Genomic DNA, 20,240 nt, shown 5'->3' on the forward strand with positions numbered 1-20,240 from the left:
AGACAGCTGTCCTGTGCTCAGGTTCATTACCGGAACGGCGGTTCGTTAAAGGTACGCAGCTTACGAGAATGCAGCTTGTCGCCTTCAGCCCGCAGCAGCTCTACCGCGCAGATGCCAATTTGCAGATGTTCGGAGATAGCCCCTTCATAGAAGCGATTCGCCTGGCCCGGCAGTTTAATCTCGCCGTGCAGGGGCTTATCTGATACGCACAGCAGCGTGCCATAGGGCACGCGAAAGCGATAACCCTGTGCGGCAATAGTCGCGCTCTCCATATCCACCGCCACCGCACGGCTCAGGTTAAAGCGCAGTGCCGAGGCGGAGTAGCGTAGCTCCCAGTTACGGTCGTCCGTGGTAACCACAGTGCCGGTGCGCAGACGCTGCTTGACCTCTTCGCCTGGCATATTGCTGACGGCTTTGGTGGCGTCATACAGCGCTCGCTGCACTTCCGCGATGCTGGGTACTGGAATATCAGGCGGCAATACGCTGTCCAGCACATGGTCGTCACGCAGATAGGCATGCGCCAGCACGTAATCGCCGATGCGCTGGCTTTCACGCAGTCCACCGCAGTGGCCAATCATCAGCCAGGCGTGGGGACGCATCACCGCCAGATGATCGCAGATGGTTTTCGCATTGGACGGGCCGACGCCAATATTGACCAGAGTAATGCCGCGTCGGCCAGGCGAGGTAAGATGCCAGGCCGGCATCTGATGCTTCTTCCACGCCAGATCCAGCATGGCCGCATCGCTCTCTGCCGTATCGGCGGTGATCACCGCGCCGCCTGCGCAGGCCAGACTGTCGTAATCGCTGTCAGGATCGCGTACCTGCTCGGTGGCCCAGCGCACAAACTCATCTACATAGCGCGTGTAGTTGGTGAACAGCACGAACGGCTGAAAATGCTCTACCGAGGTGCCCGTGTAGTGGCGCAGCCGCGCCAGGGAGAAGTCGGTGCGCAGCGCATCAAAGTGCGACAGCGGAAAGATAGCGTCGGGATTAAACAAGCCATCGGCGGTTTCATCACCGATTTGCGACAGTTCGGTGGTGGGAAAATGGCGCGCGATACTGGCGCTCATGGTGCGATCCAGCGACAGATCGGAGCCGTCAATAACGTAGGGATAGGGGATCTCCTGGCTGGATGGACCCACCTGAATCTCTACCTCATACTCTTTCTCCAGCATCGCCAGCTGTTCGCTGAGGTAGTGGCGCAGCAGCGCCGGACGGGTAATCGTCGTGCTGTAGCTGCCGGTATGGGTAAAGCGGCCCCAGGCGCGCGTACGATTCTGCTGCGGGCCTTCGCCGCGCCAGGTAATGCGCAGTTCAGGATAAACAAACAGTCCCTGGCGACGAGCGGCAGCATCGGGCAATTCGCCTTGTTCCGTATAGATTTTAATCGCAGCGCGCAGCGCGTTGACGGCGTCGTCATACAGACGTTCAAGTTCGTCCAGCGCCTGCTGGCGGTTAAGGCTGTTCCGTTGTGTAGGCATTCGCTCTCCTGGTATTAAGTGACCTCACCCACAGCTTAGCGGGTTTGCCGCCGCCACAGGGCAAGAATCTGTGATCAACCGCATTATGCACCAACAGAGTGCTGGCGTGTTGCCAATCCCCGCCTACGTTTAAATGAACCCGAAGGTGACGTCGTGCGCTGTCGCTGGCGTTGCCACCTTCCTTTTGCAAAATCTCGCTATCCGTTTCGTTCTGGCGAGGTTCTTGCTTGCGATACATGGCGGCTGTTACAGCCGCACATCGCTTTCCTGAACCTGACAAATAACCTTTATCACTCCTGCGCCGTGGTCGGGCAAACGCAAACTAACTGTGTTGAGGATAGACAGCATGTCTCTGAAACTGATCAAGTTGTCATTAAACGTCGTGATTGCAGGCTGTTTCGGTGCCGCGCTCAGCGCGCAGGCAGATATTAAAATCGGCGTTGCCGGACCCTTTTCCGGACCTAATGCCACTTATGGCGCTCAGTACTGGAAAGGCGCAACCCAGGCTGCGGAAGACATTAACGCGGCGGGTGGGATTAACGGTGAGAAAATCGTGCTGGTGCAGGGCGATGACGCCTGCGAACCCAAACAGGCCGTGGCGGTGGCGAACCGTCTTGTCGATCAGGACAAGGTTATGGCCGTGGTCGGCCATTTCTGCTCTTCCAGCACCATGCCGGCATCAGAGGTGTATGACGACGCGGGCGTACTCTCTATCACCCCTGGCTCTACCAACCCCCAGATTACCGAGCGCGGTATGAAGACCCTGTTTCGCATGTGCGGCCGCGACGATCAGCAGGGCGCTATCGCCGCCAACTTTATGCTCGATAAGCTGAAAGCGAAAAAGGTTGCGGTCATTCACGATAAAGATACCTATGGCCAGGGGCTGGCCGACGCCACTAAAGCGGCGCTGGAAAAACGCGGCGTGAAAGAGGTGATGTATGAAGGTCTGTCGCGCGGCGAGAAAGATTTTAACGCGCTGGTGACCAAGATTGCCCAGGCGAACCCCGACGTGGTCTATTTTGGCGGCTGCCATCCGGAAGCCGGTCCGCTGGTGCGCCAGATGCGCGAGCAGGGAGTGAAAGCCAACTTTTTTTCCGGCGACTGCATCGTGACGCAGGAACTGGTGACCGCAGCGGGCGGGCCGCAATACACCAACGGCATCTATATGACTTTTGGCAACGACCCTCGTCAGATTCCTGACGGCAAAACGGTGATTGAGAAATTCCGTCAGGGCGGCTTCGAGCCGGAAGGCTATACCCTTTATGCCTACGCCTCTGTTCAGGCGCTGGCCGCCGCCTATAAAGGCGCAGGCAAAGACAACGAAAAGGCCAGCGAATGGCTCAAGTCTCACGACGTGCCTACCGTGATGGGTAAAAAAGCCTGGGACAGTAAAGGCGATCTGAAAGTTTCTGATTACGTAATCTATCAGTGGGACGATAAGGGTAAATATCACCAGCTCTAAGCCATATTCTGCCCCGCGCGCGGCGGGGCTTTTCCTGTCCGGGCCGCCTGCCGTGCGGCCCGCTTTGCGCAGAGACTTATTATGGATGCCTTTTTACTTCAGCAATTGATCAACGGCCTGACGCTGGGCGCGGTATACGGGCTTATCGCCATCGGCTACACCATGGTTTACGGCATTATCGGGATGATTAACTTCGCCCACGGCGAGGTCTATATGATCTCCGCCTATCTGTGCGCCATTGGTCTGGCGCTGCTGTCGTTTTTCGGCGTGCACTCGTTCCCGCTGCTGATTTTTGGCACGCTGCTGTTCACCGTGGTGGTGACGGCGGTGTACGGCTGGACCATTGAGCGCATTGCCTACCGGCCGCTGCGTCACTCTACGCGGCTGGCGCCGCTGATTTCCGCAATTGGCATGTCGCTGATTTTGCAAAACTATGTGCAGTTGAGCCAGGGACCGAATCAGCAGGGCGTGCCCACGCTGCTCACCGGGGTGCTGCGCGTCGAGTTTGACGGCGGGATCGTGCAGATCACCTGGACCAAAATCTTTATCCTGGTCGCTGCGCTGTGCGGGATGGCGCTGCTGACCTGGATTATTCAGTACACCCGGCTTGGCCGTATCTGTCGCGCCGTGCAGCAGGACCGGCGCATGGCGGCCATTCTGGGGATCAACACCGATCGCGTTATCTCGCTGGTCTTTGTCATCGGCGCGGCGATGGCTGGCCTGGCGGGCGTGCTGGTGACCATGAACTACGGAACCTTTGATTTTTACGCCGGCTTTATTATCGGCATTAAAGCCTTTACCGCGGCGGTGCTGGGCGGCATCGGGTCGCTGCCTGGGGCCATGCTGGGCGGCCTGCTGCTTGGCGTGGCGGAGGCGCAGTTCGCCGGACTGGTCAACTCCGACTACAAGGACGTCTTCTCTTTCGCCTTGCTGGTGATGATTCTCATTTTCCGACCGCAGGGGCTGCTTGGCCGTCCGCTGGTAGCGAAAGTATGAGGGCGCAATGATGAATGACTCTCTTCAGCTTCGTCAGGCGCTGCGCGAAACGGTCATGGCCGGGCTGATCGCGCTGGTGGTGTTTGGACCAGTGGTAGGGGTAGTACTCAAAGGGTATAGCTTCAGTCTCGCCCCGGCGCGCGTGGCGCTGCTGGTGGCGATCGTGATGGCGGGAAGGCTGCTGCTTAGCCTGTTTCTGCAAACCGCGCGTGGCCGCGCGCTGCTGCGCCGCTTCGAGGGCGCAGACGATGGCGTATACGTGCGTGAGCCGGGCTACCGTTCGCGGCTGCGCTGGGTGCTGCCGCTGCTGCTGATTATTGCGCTGGCGTTTCCCTTTCTCTCCAGCAAGTATCTGCTGACCGTAGCGATACTGGGCTTGATCTATGTGCTGCTGGGGCTGGGGCTTAATATCGTGGTCGGGCTGGCGGGCCTGCTCGATCTCGGTTACGTGGCGTTTTACGCCATTGGCGCCTACGGACTGGCGCTGGGCTATCAGTATCTTGGGCTGGGATTCTGGAGCATGCTGCCGCTGGCCGCGCTGCTGGCGGCATTTGCCGGAGCATTGCTCGGCTTTCCGGTCTTGCGCATGCACGGCGATTATCTGGCGATTGTGACGCTCGGTTTTGGCGAAATTATCCGCCTGGTGCTCACTAACTGGCTGAGTTTTACCGGCGGACCCAATGGCGTGTCCGTGCCGTCGCCAACCTTTCTCGGACTGGAGTTCGGTCGGCGCGCGCGTGAAGGCGGCGTTCCTTATTACGAATTTTTTCATCTCGACTACAACCCCAACATGAAGTTTATCTTTCTCTACATCGTCCTGGTGCTGGTGGTCGCGCTGGTGCTGTTGATTAAGCATCGCCTGACGCGCATGCCGGTCGGCCGCGCATGGGAAGCGCTGCGCGAAGATGAGATTGCCTGTCGCGCGATGGGCCTGAATCATGTGCTGGTGAAGCTCTCGGCCTTTATGCTTGGCGCCTCCACGGCGGGCATCGCCGGGGTGTTTTTCGCCAGCTATCAGGGCTTTGTCAATCCGACCTCTTTTACCTTTTTCGAATCGGCGCTCATTCTTGCCATTGTGGTGCTGGGCGGGATGGGATCAACGCTGGGCGTGGTGCTGGCGGCGTTTGTGCTGACGGTTGCGCCTGAGCTGCTGCGCAGCTTTGCTGAATACCGCGTACTGCTGTTCGGCATGCTGATGGTCGTTATGATGATCTGGCGGCCGCGCGGGCTGGTGCGCACCAGCCGCGTCGGCGTCGCGCCGCGCAAAGGAGTGCGACATGAGTGATGCTATTTTACAGGTCGAACATCTGATGATGCGCTTCGGCGGCATTAAGGCGCTTAACGACGTCAGCCTGCGCGTGCAGCGCGGATCGGTGACGTCGCTTATCGGTCCCAACGGCGCGGGGAAAACCACGGTGTTTAACTGCCTGACCGGCTTCTACCGCGCCAGCGGCGGACGCATTCTGCTTAACGCGCAGGCGCGCAGTACCGATGTGATTCAAATTCTTGGTCAGAAAATTCAGCCGCGGGACTGGCTGCGGCCCGCGCAGCTGGGTTCGCGGGTCTGGTACAAAATGTTCGGCGGCGCGCATCTGGTCAACCGCGCCGGGCTGGCGCGTACGTTTCAAAACATCCGGCTGTTCCGCGAGATGTCGGTGATTGAAAACCTGCTGGTGGCGCAGCATATGCTGGCGAACCGCAATCTGCTGGCAGGAATTTTTAATACCAGAGGCTATCGCGAGGCGGAGAATCGCGCGCTGGATCGCGCGTTCTACTGGCTGGAAACGGTGGATCTTGTCTCTACGGCCAACCGGCTGGCCGGCACGCTCTCTTATGGCCAGCAGCGGCGGCTGGAGATTGCGCGCGCCATGTGCACCCAGCCGGAGCTGATCTGTCTGGATGAGCCTGCGGCGGGACTTAACCCGGTTGAGACCGAGGCGCTGAGCGCCATTCTGCATCGCCTGCGCGCTGACCATCGCATCAGCGTATTGCTGATTGAGCATGATATGCCGATGGTGATGGCGATATCCGACCATATCGTGGTGCTCGATCATGGGGATGTTATCGCGCAGGGTACGCCGACCGAGATACAGCACGACCCGCGCGTTATTGCCGCCTACCTGGGCGCAGAGGAGGAGGAGCTTCATGGCTGAGCCGATGTTAATGTTTGAGTCAGTCGACCTGTTCTATGGGCCGGTGCAGGTGCTGAAAAAGGTGTCGCTCAGCGTTTTTCCCGGCGAAACCGTGGCGCTGATTGGCGCAAACGGAGCAGGCAAATCCACCCTGCTGATGTCCATTTTTGGTCAGCCGCGTATTGCTCAGGGCGAGATCTATTTTCAGGGCGAGCCGATCAGTCAGCGTTCTACCCATTTTATCGCCGCCAGCGGCATCGCGCAGGCGCCGGAAGGGCGCCGTATCTTTGCTGATATGACGGTGGAGGAGAATTTACTGATGGGCACCATCGCCATCGGCAGCGCGCATCAGAAAACCGATCTGGCGCGTATGTACGCGCTGTTTCCGCGCCTGCTGGAGCGGCGCAGGCAGCGAGCGATGACCCTGTCCGGCGGCGAGCAGCAGATGCTGGCGATCGCCCGCGCGCTGATGAGCCGTCCCAGACTCCTGCTGCTGGATGAACCCAGCCTTGGGCTGGCGCCGATTGTCGTAAAGCAGATCTTCGCCATTTTGCGCGAGCTGACGCAGCAGGGCATGACGCTGTTTCTCGTTGAGCAGAACGCTCGTCATGCGCTGGCCATCGCCGATCGCGGCTATGTTATGGTCAACGGCGAAATTCGGCTCAGCGGCAGCGGCCGGGAGCTGCTCGACAACGAAGAGGTGCGCAGCGCCTATCTGGGCGGCGCAGCAGCCGCTGCGGCAGGCGGCGATAAAAGAGTGTAATAATGATTGAAAAATCAGGGAAACGCTTTGCATAAATAGATAAGCGCACTCATCATTAGAACTCCTGTCCAATCTGTTCTGATTTGGTTATTCCCTTGCAAAATCCTGGCGTAGCAATGATGCAGGCGATAAAGCGCACGGCGTGGTATCCCAAACGTCGCTTCTATCGCACGCTGTTCTGGCGTGAGATCACGCCACTGGCGGTGCCCATCTTTATCGAAAACCTGTGCGTGATGCTGATGGGCGTACTCAGCACCTTCCTGGTGAGCTGGCTGGGCAAAGAGGCGATGGCGGGCGTTGGGCTGGCGGACAGCTTCAACATCATCATCATCTCGTTTTTTGCCGCTATCGATCTGGGAACCACGGTAGTGGTCGCCTTTAGCCTGGCGAAACGCAACGGCAAGCGCGCCCGCGCCGCCACGCGTCAGTCGCTGGCGCTAATGACAGTGCTGTCACTGCTGCTGGTGTTCGCCATTGAGCTGTGGGGACATCTGATCGTCGATTTGATTGCTGGCGGCGCGGAGCCAAGAGTAAAAGAGCTGGCGCTGAGCTATTTGCAGGTGTCAGCGTGGAGCTACCCGGCGGCGGCGATTGCGCTGATCGGCAGCGGCGCGCTGCGCGGGGCCGGGAATACCAAAATTCCCATGCTGATTAACGGTGGGATGAATATCCTCAATATCGTTATCAGCAGCATATTGATCTACGGCGCGTTCTCCTGGGACGGACTCGGTTTCGTCGGCGCAGGGCTGGGGTTGACCATCTCGCGCTATATCGGCGCGATTGGCGTGATTTACGTGCTGATGATCGGCTTTAACGCCTCGCTGAAAATTAGCCTTCCCAGCTATTTCCGCCGCTGGGATGGCAAAATCCTGATGGAAGTGCTGGGGATTGGCGTACCGGCAAGCATCGAATCGGTGCTGTTCAACGGCGGGAAGCTGCTGACGCAGGTGTTCGTCGCAGGTATGGGCACGGATGCCATCGCCGGTAACTTTATCGCCTTCTCTATTGCTTCGCTGATTAACCTGCCGGGCAACGCGCTGGGATCGGCCTCGACTATTATCACCGGCACGCGCCTGGGACGAAATCAGGTCTATCAGGCAGAGCGGCAGGTGAGGCATGTGTTCTGGCTGGCGACGCTCTGCCTGTGCGCGCTGGCGTTTCTTACCGTGCCGCTCTCCGGCGTGCTGGCGCGTTTTTATACGCGTGACCCGGACGTGATCAGCGTGACGCAGCATCTTATCTGGCTTAACGCCGCCTTTATGCCGATCTGGGCGGCCTCCTGGGTACTGCCCGCTGGCCTGAAGGGCGCGCGCGATGCGCGTTACACCATGTATGTTTCTATGTTCAGCATGTGGGGCGCGCGCGTCGTGGTGGGCTATGTGCTGGGCATTATGCTTGGCATGGGCGTGGTGGGCGTCTGGCTCGGCATGTTCCTTGACTGGGCGGTGCGCGGCGTCTGCTTCTGGTGGCGATTAAAAAGCGGCAAGTGGCTGGATAATTACCGCAAGATGCTGGCGAAGCAGCAGTAGGCAGCGACGTCACGCCTGGCGCGCAGCGGCAGCGTGCGGAACAGCGCGGGTCGAGCGCGATTACGATCAAAGCCAATGGCTTTGATCGGGCAACGGTGTGGCCCGTCCGTGAATGATTAAGCCGTTCTGCGAGCGCTGTAGTTTTCTGCTGGTCCAGTAAAAATCAACACAGCCCTAAGCGGCATGCTTCAGTCAGCCAGGAGCCTGTTATCTGTTTTCCGGCAATAAACTGCATAAATTGATGGTTCAGGTAGGGCAGCAAACGCGATTAACTGACATCCTCACTTAAAGAGGAGATCCTTTATGACCGCGCTATTGCAACTATGGAAAACGCGTCTCGACGCTTTTCTGGCCTTTCATCATGGCAATAACCCTGAGACCGAAACCAGTCTGGAGCTTGATCTCCTGATCCCCGTCAGTCAGCTTTATGGTTTTGAGTATTATCCCTCGGTGCATCGCTATCATGAAAAATAGCGGTCCCTGTTGTCTCTGTTTTCGATAAAGCCTGTTCTGACCAGAACGGGCTTTTTTTATACTGGCGCATCGCACTCGCCGCCTCGGCACGCACGAATAACGGCAAAAGGCGCTGGGACCCCGTCCGCCGCAGGTGCGTTTTTACCGCAGAAAGCAGCGGCTTCTCAATCGATGAGGCTGCGTGTCTGGGGCGAAGTGTAAGAATAAGGCTCATTCAGCCGCAGCGGCTATGGTTAAGAAGAGAGACCTTCTACCACGGAGATGCGAATGAGCGACAACGAAAGTGCCGCGCTGATACAGGCGCGGCTGGCACTGACCGCGCAGCAGCGCGCCCAGACCCGAACCGCGCTGGCGCAGAAAAAAGAGGCCGAGCCGGATAGCGCTCGCGCCCAGCGCTACGCCTTTCAGCAGCGGCTGCGCCAGGGCGTTATCGTTGGCGAAAGCAACGATCTGTTACCGATTGCCTTTTTGCAGCAGGGTTTAACCTGCGCGCGCGGCGTCGCGCTGCTGCGCGAAGACGGCATACCGAAGGGCAGCGGTTTCCTGACGCACGGCGGACTACTGGTCACCTGCCACCACCTGTTGCCGCAGCCGCCCGCGCAGGAGCGCGTGACGGTGCAGTTTGGCTGGCAGCGAACCGAGACGGGTGAGCTGGCTGAAGGCGTCAGTTATCACCTTGACGCGCAACGTTTCTTTTTGACCAGCCCGACCGACGAGCTGGACTGTACGGTGATTGCGCTGGGCGAGCCAGTTAACGGCGGCGGCGAACTGCCGCAGCCGATTGCGCTCAACGATCGCAATGATAAGCATGCCCTGGGGATCAGCCTCAATCTTATTCACCACCCCGGCGGCGCGCCGCAGCAACTTACCCTGCGCGATAACAAACTGCTGGCGCGTCATCAGCAGCTGCTGCACTACACGGCGGATACCGATAGCGGCTCTTCCGGCGCGCCGGTGTTGAATGACGGCTGGCAGCTGGTGGCGCTGCACCACGGCGGCGTTGAAAGCGATGATGGCTGGGTGAATGAAGGTATCCGTATCAGCGCCATCATTGACTGGTTAAAAGGGCAACTGACGCAGCTGCCGGAGGCGCAGCAGGCACAGCTGATGCAGGCGCTAACCGGCAGCGCGACGCTGACCGCCTCGGCAACGGCGCCGGATACGAACTATGGCAACCGGGACGGCTTTCAGCGCGATTTCCTGGAAGGCGCGCCGATCGATCTGGCGGCCATTATCGCCCCACGCGCTGCCGAAGTCGCGCCGCTGCGCAACGGGCGGCAGGGAGCAGAAGCGCAGCTCGACTATCAGCACTTTTCACTGCTGATGAATGCCGAGCGGCGGCTCGCTTTTTTTACCGCGACCAATATTGACGGCGCACGCTACCTCGCCATCGATCGCGGCAGCGGCCAGCCGTCGCTGCTGGAGGAGGCGGATCGCTGGGTGGAAGACAGCCGCATCGACAGCCGCTACGTTACCGGTCAGGAATTTTACAGTGAATACAGCCGCTGGTTTGATCGCGGGCACCTTACGCGCCGCAGCGATCCGACCTGGGGCACTGCGGCAGAGGCGGTGCGGGCCAACAAAGATACCTTCCACTTTACCAACTGTTCGCCGCAGCATTTTCGCTTCAATCAGAGCCTGCAATACTGGCAGGGCGTTGAGCGTTATATCCTGGAGTCGGGCGTACTGGAGTCAAAACGCAAAATCAGCGTCCTGACCGGCCCCGTGTTGAATGACCAGTGGCGGCAGTATGCGGAATGGCAGGTGCCGCTGATGTTCTGGAAGGTGGTGCTGCGCATTGGCAAAACCGGCCAGCCGCAGGCAACGGCGCTGCTGGTCAGCCAGGCGGATCTGCTGGATGAGCCGCGCCGCGTGTTGCCGCATACAGAGGTTGCCCCGCGGCCCAATGTCGATGAGTATCGCGTAACGGTTAGCGCGCTGGAGACGCTCACCGGGCTGGATTTCGGCGCTTTTCGCCACTGGGAGAGCTGGCAGCCGGATGAATCGCTGCTGGCGCAGCCGTTGCCCGCGAAGCTGATTATGGGGTGGGGAGAACTTTTATAGCCGATGCGCTTACTGCGACCCGAAGCCTGCTCAGCCTCCCGTTGCGCGGGCTTTTTTATTGAAACTCTTTTCCCATCAGGCCGTTACGCTTAATGCTTCTCCTTGCGATTTTGTCATGGCTGCTACACTTACTGCTCGTGCTGATAACGATTCAGCTCCCATAACGACAGCCTGAATGTCACTAAAAGGAGAGAGCGTATGACAGACCGTCCACAAAATCCTCAGCAGGCGCAACAGCAGGAATGGCCCGGCAGTTTTCTGCGAATGGACCCGGTACCCGATCATGGCGAAACCAGCTATCAGGGATCCGGTCGCCTGAAGGGCAAAACCGCCATCATTACCGGCGGCGATTCCGGTATTGGTCGCGCCGTGGCTATTGCCTATGCGCGTGAAGGCGCGAATGTGGTGATCTCCTATCTGGACGAGCATGAAGACGCCAGAGACACGGCGCAATGGGTCGAAAAGGCGGGGCAGCAGGCGCTACTGATCGCCGGCGATGTCACCGAGGCGGAACACTGCCGCAGCATTGTGGCGCAGACCGTCGAGCGCTTTGGCAAAATCGACATCGTGGTGAATAACGCGGCCTTCCAGATGACCCGCAGTTCGCTGGAGGAGATCGGCGACGATGAATTTGACCGCACCATGAAAACCAATCTTTACGCCATGTTCTATATCTGTAAGGCGGCGGTGCCCCATATGCCGTCTGGCGGTTCCATTATTAATACCGCGTCAATTAATGCCGACCAGCCGAAGCCGAAGCTGATTGCCTATTCCGCGACCAAGGCCGCGATCGTTAACTTTTCAGGCAGCCTGGCGGCGCTGCTGGCAGAGAAGGGAATACGCGCCAATGCGGTCGCGCCCGGTCCGATCTGGACGCCGCTGATCCCGGCCACTATGCCGCCTGAACAGGTTGAAAGCTTTGGTAGCGAAGTGCCGCTGCAACGTATGGGCCAGCCCGCCGAGCTGGCGCCGGCCTATGTGATGCTGGCCAGCGATGAATCGAGCTATATGTCTGGCGCAACCATTGCCGTAACCGGTGGCGTGGCGGTAATTTAATCTCGCGTAAGGGAGAGAGATGAACGCTTATCCTTTAAAACTGACTACGCCGCTCGCCACGCATATATTTGGCGGACGGCGTATCAGAGAGCAGTTGGGAAAAGCCGGTCTGCCTGACACGCCTGTTGCAGAAACCTGGGAGATCAGCGACGTCGACGGCATGATCGCCAGCGTGACCAATGGCGAGCTGGCGGGCACCACGCTGCGTACGCTGACTGAGCGCTATCCTGACGAGTTGGTCGCGCCCGGCTGGCGCGGGCCGCATTTCCCGCTGCTGAGTAAATTCATTGACGGATCCGGCATGCTGCCGGTCCATCTTCACGCTGACGATGCGCTGGCGCAGCGGCTGGAACGGCAGCCAAACGGTAAAACCGAGGCCTGGCACATTTTGTGGGCCGCGCCCGGCGCGACCTGTCTGCTGGGCGTGCGTGACGGCGTGGACAATGCCAGGCTAAAAGCCGCGCTGCTGGCGCAGGATTACGATGCGGTGATGTATCGCCTGCCGGTCAAAGCCGGCGATACCTTTTATGTGCCTGGCGGAATGCTGCACAGCTTTGGCCCCGACACGCTGATTTATGAAATTGAGCAGACCTCTGACATCCAGCAGCATGCTATGCCCTGGCGAATGGAGGATGGATCGCGTCTGACTCAGGACGCGTGGGAGAGCAATATCGATGCGCTGCTGGCCGAGCTGCGGCCAGAGCTGCGCTGCACGCCGCAGCCGGGGCTGGCGCTGGAACAGGCAGGATTAACGCGGCTGTTTTGCTGCGCCTCTCCCTGGTTTGCGCTGGAGCGCTGGCGCTTTAGTCAGCCGCAGCGGTTGAATTTCAGCAGCGCGCGCATTGTTTCTAACCTCGGCGAGCCGCTGACGGTCGAGGGCAACGGCGTCAGCGTCACGCTGGGCCGCGCTGAGTCTCTGCTGCTGCCGGCCGCGCTGGATGAGGTCAGGCTGCGCGAGGCGGGCGAGCTTCTGATCGGCTATGTGCCGGATCTTCCGCGCGAGGTTATTGCCCCGCTGCGGCAGGCGGGATATAGCGATGAGGTCATCGCGCGGCTGGGCGATTTACGGGGTTTGTAAGGCAGAAAGGCGCTGTAAAAAGACCTTGCAGGACGCGGCTGTAGCAGCAAACCAGCCGGACGCTGGGAAAGCAAAAGCCCGCTCAGGTTTCCCTGCGCGGGCTTGTTAACATCGCTCCCCTGACCGGTATCGCTTTTGTCAGCCTCAGGCCAATAAGACAGCCCAACCTGAATGTTCTGACAACACCATCCCTGTTTTATGGCGTAGAGGCGGTAGTCTTGAGCGCTAAAGCGTCTTTGCCACCATGCCAAACGCGGCCAGCATCATAATACATCCGGCCGAGCGGAAAAGGAGTCGCTGCGCTTTTGCACTGGTAAGGAGGTGGCGTATTCTCAGCGCGGCGAGAATAAAAACCGCGCCAACGCTCAGAAGGACCAGCACGGTAAGCGGCACCAGCATTCCCCCCCATGTCTGTAATGAAACATTATCCATAGAGATAACAAGAGGCAGTATCGCCAGATAGAAAGCGATGGTTTTAGGGTTGCCGAGCGTGATGGTTAACCCTGAAAGCCAGGCAGATGCCAGTTGTCGTTTTGTCGCTTTCTGGTCAATGTTTACGGCCTGCGGCCGGTGACGCCAGAACTGCCATGCCAGCATGCATAAGTACAGGGCGGCAGCCCAGTTAATCAGCGTAAAGACGGAGGTGTAAGTATGAGCAATCACCGCCAGACCAAATACCGCAACAGATAAATAAATCAAATCGCCGACAATGAGTCCGGCCAGCATCGTAAAGCCGGTTAGCGCGCCACTGCTTACGCTACGAGCGACCAGTGCGGTCATACCCGGTCCAGGGATTGCGGCGGCTAAACCGAGCGCAGCCAGGTAAGAGATGATTTGAGCCGTTCCTGACATAATGATTCCTGTCGAAATGAAATGCGGGAAGATAAGTTAATCGGGGTTGTTGTTCATCGATGTCTTGTTCCAGGCAACGACCGATCGGGCAAAGACCAGATCCTGAACGGCAAGCCCCACGGACTTAAACAGGGTTCTCCGGGGCTTAAGTGCTGTAGGACGAATCTCTGACGTAAGCAACTCTCCTGTTTCCGTTCCCGGATTGTCCTGGGATAAAAAACCCTGTTGTTTTGCCTGTTGCAGACAGCTGGAGGAATGCCAGACGGACTCTCTGGAATCAACGTACAGCTCAGCCGCGGCATAGATGTCAGGGCTTATTTCCTGAAAACCGGGCGCTGAAGCGCCAACGGCGTTGATATGACAATGAGCAGGCAGATCGCGGGAGCTGAGAAAGGGCGCATTTGATGCCGTTACGGTACAGATGATGTCCGCATCCGAGATGGCCTGAGCGGGCGTCATCGCGACTGTGACGGGGAGTCCTGAGTGCTGCCGACACCAGTCTGCAAATACCGACGCGCTTGCTGCGCTTCTTCCCCAGACGGAAATATGCCGGAGCGGGCGAACTGCCATCATCATCTGCACGTGTTTTCTGGCCTGGACCCCCGTGCCCAGCACAGCAAGATGGCTGGCATTTTGCGCAGCCAGCATCTCCGTTGCCAGCGCAGAGGCAGCCGCAGTACGTAATTCCGTTACTGAGGCTGCATCAACAAGGACTATATCGCCCTTATCGGAAGCATCATAAAGCAGAATGCAACCTTCATGAGACGTATGCCTGTCGCTGTGGCTGAAATCTACCTTGACCGTTTTTAGGCCAAACCCAGCATAGGGCCCTTCTTCAATACAGGCGGGCATCGTGCCCATCAGAGAGCCTTTCCCGGAAGCGATAACGCTGCGCAGCGTCTGTTTAACTTTTCCCCGGCTCACCAGGATAAAAGCGTCCCGGCTCAACTGTAGACATTTCAGCGGAGATAAAGCCTGCTCAACCTGCTTACGACTAATGAATTGCATGGCGAATATCCGTCTTTATTGCGTGGACGCGAGCTGAAACTGAGGCTCAATCTGCGTCTGCGCGATGCTATTGAGCAGCGTTGACATCGTTTTCTGCGCTACCGTTGGCTCAGAAATTATTTACCCTGGATCATTTATAGAGCGGGAGATTCCCGGTCATCTTTGTAACTTTCTTTTTAGGACCAATGATTCCAATCGCTACCAGCTCAATATTATTACTTTTTACTGAGGATATTTTTTCACCATACTCTTCATAGGTTCTGCATGACTGTGCCAGCGCGCTAAAAGGCATAGCATAAATATCATCATCACTTTCAGCACTGGCCTGTATTTCCCGCAGATATTCACCTGAAGCCAGCAAAACAGGAAGCGGAGCGTAAATCACCCCTGGGTAATTGACATCATCAAGGCTTTGCATATCTGGGCCAACAAGATTTTCTACGGTGCGTCCAAAGCTAATGCCAATAACGCTTGCCGCATTCATAGCAAGACCGGCTGGAAGGTCTTTATCAATAATAATCGTACAGCGATGTTGGCTTGCGTCAAATTTCATCTTTCATCCTCAACTCTACACAAATTTTCTCAACGGGCGTTGGGCAGGTCATTTAATACAGAGAGCAAACCACTGTTCAGCGTAAAGTCACTGGGCAGCTCAATATCTACAACTTTCCAGTCTGTGATAGATCGCCATTTTGCGACGCCTTACTGGTGATCAGGGTGGGTAATATAAGAATCAAGATCTTTACGGTTTTCGAACAGGCTAATCACGACGAAATCTGCGGCTATATCTCGCTTTGTGGTGTTTCTGCCGCAGCTCCATCCTTTTATTTCACCAATGTGATTTGGATGGGCTCGCGTTGCTCTTTCTGCATTGATGGCTTCCAGGGATGCCCAGCTCCATGAGTTCCTGAAAGTAAAAGTGACGATATGCATTAACATAAGATTGAGTTTTCTCCTTATGCTGCTTGAGATGATTCATTAAAAAGGCGAATTTATTATGCAGCAGCGAAATGGAAAAATGTTACCTATATCATTTACTAAATGCTGAATTTTGGGTAAAAACTACCTCTTGCCGCCCCTACAGAGAAAGGAGTTTCCCCATATGGCGCTTGGTCCGACAGATATGAAAATCCTCAAGATTTTACAAGACGATGCGCGTGTAACTAATCAGGAACTGGCGGAGAAGATAAACATTTCAGCCTCTCCTTGCTGGCGCAAAGTACGCAAGCTCGAAGAAGATGAAGTGATTCAGGGCTATCGGGCTGTTCTCGATCGTAAAAAAATCGGTCTGGGTGTAATGGTGTTCATTCGGGTCGCCATTGACAGCCATAGTGAAGCGGAGGCCAGGAAATTTGAAGAAGAGGTGACCGCGCTGGAGGATGTAGTTGCCTGCTATAGCATCGGCGGTGATGCCGACTTTCTGCTACAGGTCGTGGCGTCGGATTTGGACTACTATGCTGATTTTGCCATGTCAGTGATCCGCAGACTGCCAGGAATTAAAGAGATGCAGAGTATGTTTGTGCTTAAAGAGATCAAACCACTCGTCACTTATCCTGTAAAGAAACTCTCTGAGTAGGCTGGGGCTGCCGGGATAGTTCAGGACCAGGAGGCTCTGAATTAGCTAAAAGATACACACCTTTGGAAGCGGAAATCTTGCAGCGTGTTTTGGATGGTTTGCAGCTACGGATTTGGCGTAGGTAAGAGAGATATGCGGATTATGCCCTCATCAAGCCATCATAACCCTAAACCTGCTTACCAGACTTCCCCGATGCAGAAAGTAAACGATAAACGCATCGGGAAATTGTTTCACACTACCGCCTGAAATCTGATTCACATCAGCATTCGCAACCGCCATGAAAACAAAAAGCCCGCTCAGGTTTCCCTGAGCGGGCTTCTCTAAATATGGCTCCTCTGACTGGACTCGAACCAGTGACATACGGATTAACAGTCCGCCGTTCTACCGACTGAACTACAGAGGAATCGTTTCGATGGGGCGCATATTAATGGCAGCGCGCCGGGGTGTCAACAGCAAAAAACACATTAGCATTCAACTGGCTAGCTTTGCAGCAAAGCGATCGCGGATTAAGCGGGGTAGGGCGAATTTTGCGCAAAACGCGGTAGCGGATGCTGTCGATAAAACTGGCTTAAGTGGCGATACATCGCCGGGAAGCGTTCCGCCAGCAGCTGCGGCGCGGTAAAAAAGTATTCGGACAAAACGGCAAAGCATTCGGCCGGGTCGCTGGCGGCATAGGGATCGATGGTCGCCGCCTGCTCGCCGACCAGCTCGACCTCGTTTTCAATCTCGTCCATTGTCGTCCGCAGGTCTTTTTCCCACTGCGCGACGTCGCGCAGCGGCATCACGGGAATACCGCTGGTATAGCCGCGACCGCGCGCGTCCAGCTTGTGCGCCACTTCATGGATAACCAGGTTATAGCCGGACAGGTCGAAAGCATCCTGGAGGTCAAGCAGGTTCAGCACAATGGGTCCCTGCGTCCAGCTCTGGCCCGCATGGATGGCGGCAGCATGATGAACCAGACCCTGCTCATCTTCCCAGCTGTCGGCAACCTTAAACGGTTCCGGGTAAATCAGCACATCGTGAAAACCATCCAGCCATTCCAGACCCAGTTTGAGCACTGGCAGGCAAAACAGCAGGGCGATGCGTACGCTGCGCAGCGCATCGAGTTCGACATCCTGTAGCGGCACCAGCTTTTTCTGCTGAAGAAAACGCTGCGCCATCGCAATCAGCGCCTGCTGTTCCTCTTCATCCAGCCAGCTAAACACCGGTTTTGCCAGCCCCTGCTGCCAGGGCAAATCGGCGACAGCAGTGCGGTTATCGTTTTTCCACGGCCATTTGAACATCGCTGTACTCGCTGATGAATTATCCGCGCTATCCTGAAGCCAGAAAAAATGCCAGCATCCGCAGGGGCGCTGGCACGAGATTTCGCTACAGGGATGAAAGCTATCTATTCAACCGCTTAGCATGCAATTTGTCTGTGATTCAACCCGCAAAGCGAACTTATTCGCGCTCCACGCGCGCAAATTCAATCACCCAGACCCAGGGATTCACTTCCCAGCTGGTGGCGCCGTACTGCTTTTGCCAGGCTTTGCGATAGGCCTCTTTTGGCGACTCCGCATTCATGTTCATAGTGAAGAAATTATTCAGGAAGTGGGAATCAGTCTGCACCCCTTCCGCCATAATGTCATCTTCACTGATGTCCTGAATTTTCTCCGCCCGCACGGCTGTGATTTGCAGATTGATCCGGCTCGCCCAGCGCGGCATGTGAATCGCGGTCTGCCAGCCAAACTGATCGGCTTCCAGCCCGCCCTGAGCGTGATGTCCCAGTTCATTATTATCGGCGCGGTACTGACAAAACTGCGGCAAACGGAAGGGGACGGGATCGCGCTCATACTCTGCCAGATCGCTTTCCGGCACGATGGGACCGCGCCATGTTTCGCGCACCCATAAAATATCGCCCGGCTTGCCATAGGGACAGTGCTGGCTGATGTCAGCCATCGACATTAATTTGTAACCGTGCAGATGGTTAGCGTTGACGTCAAAAGCATGTACGCCTTCATGATGATCCTGACCTGGGCCAAAAGCCTGCGTTTTCATAATGCGTCGGGTCTGGGTTTGCTGGCCAACCAACAGGGCGCGAACCCGCTGTTCGGAAAAAAGAATCGGCCGTTCTTTCATTGATTACCTCTGAATATACATAGAACCCGGTTGACACGCGTGAAACCGCCGTCTTACGCCTGCGCTCAGGCTTGGTGGTTTTACATCAATCTGCTTAATAATTTGTCGCCTTACTGCTGGGGCAACGCGGCAAGTTTTTCGTTATGAAAAGCGAAAATGCAAAAACCGCACCAGACCGAGTCTATAAAGTGGTCCCTTACCTGGTATAGCCCGGATACAGTACGTTATATCGGCCGTATTGAAAACCTTTTCAGATTTTTTCACCTTCACAAAGCAGAAATGTGCCATTTGGGGATAAAAAATTCCCCCGCACAGGGTGAAAGCCGTGCGGGTCTGTAGCCACCATGTGGTCAGAGATATTAATAAGATTCGCTTAAGGTAATTAATATGGGGAAATGCTGAAATTTTGTTAAATGCTGGGAAATCCCTTGAATTAGCGTTATAACTCGATTCCGCTCTCATTGTATTGCTGAGACGGTCTTATCACAGCGCAGTCAAACCACCCTGTGTCAAAAATTTGTCATCGGCCAGTCGGTAAGATGACGTCCCACTGCGTACGGTCTGACGTAAACACCGTACCCAAACCTTAACAGGGAGATAAGCCATGTCGCTCTCACTCTGGCAAACGCGCTTCGAAAGCTGGTTTCAAATTAACTGGGTCCACGATGATAAAGCGCATGATATTGCTCACCTGCGCCGCGTCTGGATGAGCGCACAGCGCATTATGGCAGGCAGCGATGCCAGCCCGCTGGTGATCCTCACGGCCTGCTACTTTCACGATGTGGTTAACCTGCCTAAAAATCACCCTGAACGTCATCTTGCCTCAACCTATGCCGCAAAAGAGACCGCGCGCATCCTGAAGCAGGATTTCCCGGATTTTCCTGCCTCGCTGATCCCGGCGGTGGCCCATGCGGTAAAAGCCCACAGTTTTAGCGCAGCCATTACGCCTGAAACGCTTGAGGCAAAAATCGTGCAGGACGCCGACCGACTGGAGTCGCTGGGCGCGATCGGCCTGGCTCGCGTCTTTTACACCGCCGGGGCGCTTAACCGTCCGCTGTTCGACAATGAGGACCCGCTTGGCAAAATGCGCGAACTGAACGACGTTAACTGGACGCTCGACCATTTCCAGAAGAAGTTGCTGCGGCTGCCGGAAACCATGCAAACCGAGACCGGCAGAGCGCTGGCGCAGCACAATGCTGACTTTCTGGTGCGCTATATGGCGAAGCTCTGCGCGGAGCTTCAGGGCAACCTCACCAGTTTTGACGAGGCGGTACTGCGCGACTTTAGCCAGCTGCGCGCCTAATATTAAATTTTTATGACAGTATGTTAAACGACGGTTACTTCCGCTACGTTGTGGAAAAATAACGAAGGGAGTAATGGAATGACTGAGACGGTAAATCTGACGATCAAAATTAATCCGGCGCTGAAGGAGCAGATCAAACAACGGGCGCTGGATAATCAGATCTCAATGAGCCAGGAGATTGTTCAGCGACTGCAGGAGAGTCTGCTGCCGCCTACCGCAGCGGAGATAGACAATCAGGATACGGTAGAAGCCGCATCGAACGCCTTCTCGGCGGATGAAGTCAAACAGCTTCGCGCTCTGCTCAAGAAGCAGAGCAAGAAAAAGAAATAAGCAAGAACCCGTCGCAAG

At 56.5% G+C, this 20,240-nt stretch carries 20 protein-coding genes and 1 tRNA gene; 13 read left to right on the plus strand and 8 right to left on the minus strand.

Going from position 1 to position 20,240, the window contains the following annotated elements:
- Positions 1–26 precede the first annotated feature (26 nt).
- On the minus strand, positions 27–1,481 hold the full coding sequence (locus BBB56_RS05690) for an AMP nucleosidase (RefSeq protein WP_123799673.1): 1,455 nt from the start codon (positions 1,479–1,481) through the stop codon (positions 27–29).
- Between the two features lie 346 nt (positions 1,482–1,827).
- On the opposite strand from BBB56_RS05690, the gene BBB56_RS05695 reads away from it, so the two are divergent.
- The 10 genes from BBB56_RS05695 (at position 1,828) to BBB56_RS05735 (ending at position 13,035) form a co-directional block, all read left to right on the plus strand.
- The gene (locus tag BBB56_RS05695) at positions 1,828–2,943 is read left to right on the plus strand and encodes a branched-chain amino acid ABC transporter substrate-binding protein (protein WP_123799675.1); all 1,116 of its coding nucleotides are present in this window, start codon (positions 1,828–1,830) and stop codon (positions 2,941–2,943) included.
- Between the two features lie 81 nt (positions 2,944–3,024).
- Positions 3,025–3,939 (plus strand): ABC transporter permease subunit, encoded by a 915-nt coding sequence (locus BBB56_RS05700; protein WP_123799677.1) that lies wholly within the window; start codon positions 3,025–3,027, stop codon positions 3,937–3,939.
- A 7-nt stretch (positions 3,940–3,946) separates the two neighbouring features.
- Positions 3,947–5,224, plus strand: coding sequence for a high-affinity branched-chain amino acid ABC transporter permease LivM (livM, locus tag BBB56_RS05705; protein ID WP_123799679.1), 1,278 nt, complete (start codon positions 3,947–3,949; stop codon positions 5,222–5,224).
- Entirely contained in the window at positions 5,217–6,092 is an 876-nt protein-coding gene (locus tag BBB56_RS05710) for an ABC transporter ATP-binding protein (RefSeq protein ID WP_123799681.1), read from the plus strand. The genes livM and BBB56_RS05710 overlap by 8 nt, the downstream gene beginning before the upstream one ends.
- A complete protein-coding gene (locus tag BBB56_RS05715) occupies positions 6,085–6,834 on the plus strand; it encodes an ABC transporter ATP-binding protein (protein WP_123799683.1) in 750 nt (249 codons plus the stop codon). Before BBB56_RS05710 ends, BBB56_RS05715 begins: the two co-directional genes overlap by 8 nt.
- 119 nt (positions 6,835–6,953) lie before the next feature.
- Positions 6,954–8,363 carry an EmmdR/YeeO family multidrug/toxin efflux MATE transporter gene (locus BBB56_RS05720; RefSeq protein ID WP_123800343.1) on the plus strand — a complete coding sequence of 470 codons (1,410 nt, stop codon included), beginning with the start codon at positions 6,954–6,956 and terminating at the stop codon, positions 8,361–8,363.
- A 303-nt stretch (positions 8,364–8,666) separates the two neighbouring features.
- The gene (locus tag BBB56_RS23610) at positions 8,667–8,837 is read left to right on the plus strand and encodes a hypothetical protein (protein WP_199756201.1); all 171 of its coding nucleotides are present in this window, start codon (positions 8,667–8,669) and stop codon (positions 8,835–8,837) included.
- 267 nt (positions 8,838–9,104) lie between these two features.
- Positions 9,105–10,901: a DNA/RNA non-specific endonuclease gene (locus tag BBB56_RS05725; protein ID WP_123799685.1), complete on the plus strand. Its 1,797-nt coding sequence runs from the start codon at positions 9,105–9,107 to the stop codon at positions 10,899–10,901.
- Between the two features lie 198 nt (positions 10,902–11,099).
- Entirely contained in the window at positions 11,100–11,957 is an 858-nt protein-coding gene (locus BBB56_RS05730; RefSeq protein ID WP_123799687.1) for an SDR family oxidoreductase, read from the plus strand.
- Positions 11,958–11,976: 19 nt separating this feature from the next.
- Positions 11,977–13,035, plus strand: a complete 1,059-nt coding sequence (locus BBB56_RS05735; RefSeq protein WP_123799689.1) for a class I mannose-6-phosphate isomerase — start codon at positions 11,977–11,979, stop codon at positions 13,033–13,035.
- Positions 13,036–13,260: 225 nt separating this feature from the next.
- Here the strand turns inward: BBB56_RS05735 and BBB56_RS05740 are convergent, their stop codons facing one another.
- The 4 genes from BBB56_RS05740 to BBB56_RS05760 form a co-directional block, all read right to left on the minus strand.
- Positions 13,261–13,887 carry a LysE family translocator gene (locus BBB56_RS05740; RefSeq protein ID WP_123799691.1) on the minus strand — a complete coding sequence of 209 codons (627 nt, stop codon included), beginning with the start codon at positions 13,885–13,887 and terminating at the stop codon, positions 13,261–13,263.
- A 36-nt stretch (positions 13,888–13,923) separates the two neighbouring features.
- Complete coding sequence (locus BBB56_RS05745; RefSeq protein WP_123799693.1) at positions 13,924–14,895, minus strand: ornithine cyclodeaminase family protein; 972 nt, start codon at positions 14,893–14,895, stop codon at positions 13,924–13,926.
- Positions 14,896–15,025: 130 nt separating this feature from the next.
- Complete coding sequence (locus tag BBB56_RS05755) at positions 15,026–15,448, minus strand: DUF2000 domain-containing protein (RefSeq protein WP_123799695.1); 423 nt, start codon at positions 15,446–15,448, stop codon at positions 15,026–15,028.
- Positions 15,449–15,597: 149 nt separating this feature from the next.
- Positions 15,598–15,834 carry a Dabb family protein gene (locus tag BBB56_RS05760; protein ID WP_370661849.1) on the minus strand — a complete coding sequence of 79 codons (237 nt, stop codon included), beginning with the start codon at positions 15,832–15,834 and terminating at the stop codon, positions 15,598–15,600.
- A gap of 163 nt (positions 15,835–15,997) precedes the next feature.
- On the opposite strand from BBB56_RS05760, the gene BBB56_RS05765 reads away from it, so the two are divergent.
- Positions 15,998–16,471, plus strand: a complete 474-nt coding sequence (locus BBB56_RS05765) for an Lrp/AsnC family transcriptional regulator (RefSeq protein WP_123799697.1) — start codon at positions 15,998–16,000, stop codon at positions 16,469–16,471.
- Between the two features lie 327 nt (positions 16,472–16,798).
- Here the strand turns inward: BBB56_RS05765 and BBB56_RS05770 are convergent.
- The 3 genes from BBB56_RS05770 to BBB56_RS05780 all read right to left on the minus strand — a co-directional run bounded on the left by BBB56_RS05770 (position 16,799) and on the right by BBB56_RS05780 (position 18,589).
- Positions 16,799–16,874, minus strand: a tRNA-Asn gene (locus BBB56_RS05770).
- Positions 16,875–16,977: 103 nt separating this feature from the next.
- Entirely contained in the window at positions 16,978–17,754 is a 777-nt protein-coding gene (mtfA, locus tag BBB56_RS05775; protein ID WP_123799699.1) for a DgsA anti-repressor MtfA, read from the minus strand.
- 157 nt (positions 17,755–17,911) lie between these two features.
- Positions 17,912–18,589 (minus strand): ASCH domain-containing protein, encoded by a 678-nt coding sequence (locus BBB56_RS05780; RefSeq protein WP_123799701.1) that lies wholly within the window; start codon positions 18,587–18,589, stop codon positions 17,912–17,914.
- A gap of 604 nt (positions 18,590–19,193) precedes the next feature.
- Here BBB56_RS05780 and BBB56_RS05785 point away from each other — a divergent pair.
- Both BBB56_RS05785 and BBB56_RS05790 read left to right on the plus strand, forming a co-directional pair.
- Complete coding sequence (locus tag BBB56_RS05785) at positions 19,194–19,892, plus strand: phosphohydrolase (protein WP_123799703.1); 699 nt, start codon at positions 19,194–19,196, stop codon at positions 19,890–19,892.
- Positions 19,893–19,970: 78 nt separating this feature from the next.
- Complete coding sequence (locus BBB56_RS05790; RefSeq protein ID WP_123799705.1) at positions 19,971–20,222, plus strand: Arc family DNA-binding protein; 252 nt, start codon at positions 19,971–19,973, stop codon at positions 20,220–20,222.
- Positions 20,223–20,240: the final 18 nt, after the last annotated feature.

This window comes from Candidatus Pantoea deserta (genome assembly GCF_003813865.1).
Taxonomy (GTDB): Bacteria; Pseudomonadota; Gammaproteobacteria; order Enterobacterales; family Enterobacteriaceae; genus Pantoea; species Pantoea deserta.

Bases quoted from the DNA above. Each gene is read 5' to 3' on its own strand.
- BBB56_RS05690 (WP_123799673.1), bottom strand. From the start codon at position 1,481: ATGCCTACACAACGGAACAGCCTTAACCGCCAGCAGGCGCTGGACGAA.
- BBB56_RS05695 (WP_123799675.1), top strand. From the start codon at position 1,828: ATGTCTCTGAAACTGATCAAGTTGTCATTAAACGTCGTGATTGCAGGC.
- BBB56_RS05700 (WP_123799677.1), top strand. From the start codon at position 3,025: ATGGATGCCTTTTTACTTCAGCAATTGATCAACGGCCTGACGCTGGGC.
- livM (WP_123799679.1), top strand. From the start codon at position 3,947: ATGATGAATGACTCTCTTCAGCTTCGTCAGGCGCTGCGCGAAACGGTC.
- BBB56_RS05710 (WP_123799681.1), top strand. From the start codon at position 5,217: ATGAGTGATGCTATTTTACAGGTCGAACATCTGATGATGCGCTTCGGC.
- BBB56_RS05715 (WP_123799683.1), top strand. From the start codon at position 6,085: ATGGCTGAGCCGATGTTAATGTTTGAGTCAGTCGACCTGTTCTATGGG.
- BBB56_RS05720 (WP_123800343.1), top strand. From the start codon at position 6,954: ATGCAGGCGATAAAGCGCACGGCGTGGTATCCCAAACGTCGCTTCTAT.
- BBB56_RS23610 (WP_199756201.1), top strand. From the start codon at position 8,667: ATGACCGCGCTATTGCAACTATGGAAAACGCGTCTCGACGCTTTTCTG.
- BBB56_RS05725 (WP_123799685.1), top strand. From the start codon at position 9,105: ATGAGCGACAACGAAAGTGCCGCGCTGATACAGGCGCGGCTGGCACTG.
- BBB56_RS05730 (WP_123799687.1), top strand. From the start codon at position 11,100: ATGACAGACCGTCCACAAAATCCTCAGCAGGCGCAACAGCAGGAATGG.
- BBB56_RS05735 (WP_123799689.1), top strand. From the start codon at position 11,977: ATGAACGCTTATCCTTTAAAACTGACTACGCCGCTCGCCACGCATATA.
- BBB56_RS05740 (WP_123799691.1), bottom strand. From the start codon at position 13,887: ATGTCAGGAACGGCTCAAATCATCTCTTACCTGGCTGCGCTCGGTTTA.
- BBB56_RS05745 (WP_123799693.1), bottom strand. From the start codon at position 14,895: ATGCAATTCATTAGTCGTAAGCAGGTTGAGCAGGCTTTATCTCCGCTG.
- BBB56_RS05755 (WP_123799695.1), bottom strand. From the start codon at position 15,448: ATGAAATTTGACGCAAGCCAACATCGCTGTACGATTATTATTGATAAA.
- BBB56_RS05760 (WP_370661849.1), bottom strand. From the start codon at position 15,834: ATGTTAATGCATATCGTCACTTTTACTTTCAGGAACTCATGGAGCTGG.
- BBB56_RS05765 (WP_123799697.1), top strand. From the start codon at position 15,998: ATGGCGCTTGGTCCGACAGATATGAAAATCCTCAAGATTTTACAAGAC.
- mtfA (WP_123799699.1), bottom strand. From the start codon at position 17,754: ATGTTCAAATGGCCGTGGAAAAACGATAACCGCACTGCTGTCGCCGAT.
- BBB56_RS05780 (WP_123799701.1), bottom strand. From the start codon at position 18,589: ATGAAAGAACGGCCGATTCTTTTTTCCGAACAGCGGGTTCGCGCCCTG.
- BBB56_RS05785 (WP_123799703.1), top strand. From the start codon at position 19,194: ATGTCGCTCTCACTCTGGCAAACGCGCTTCGAAAGCTGGTTTCAAATT.
- BBB56_RS05790 (WP_123799705.1), top strand. From the start codon at position 19,971: ATGACTGAGACGGTAAATCTGACGATCAAAATTAATCCGGCGCTGAAG.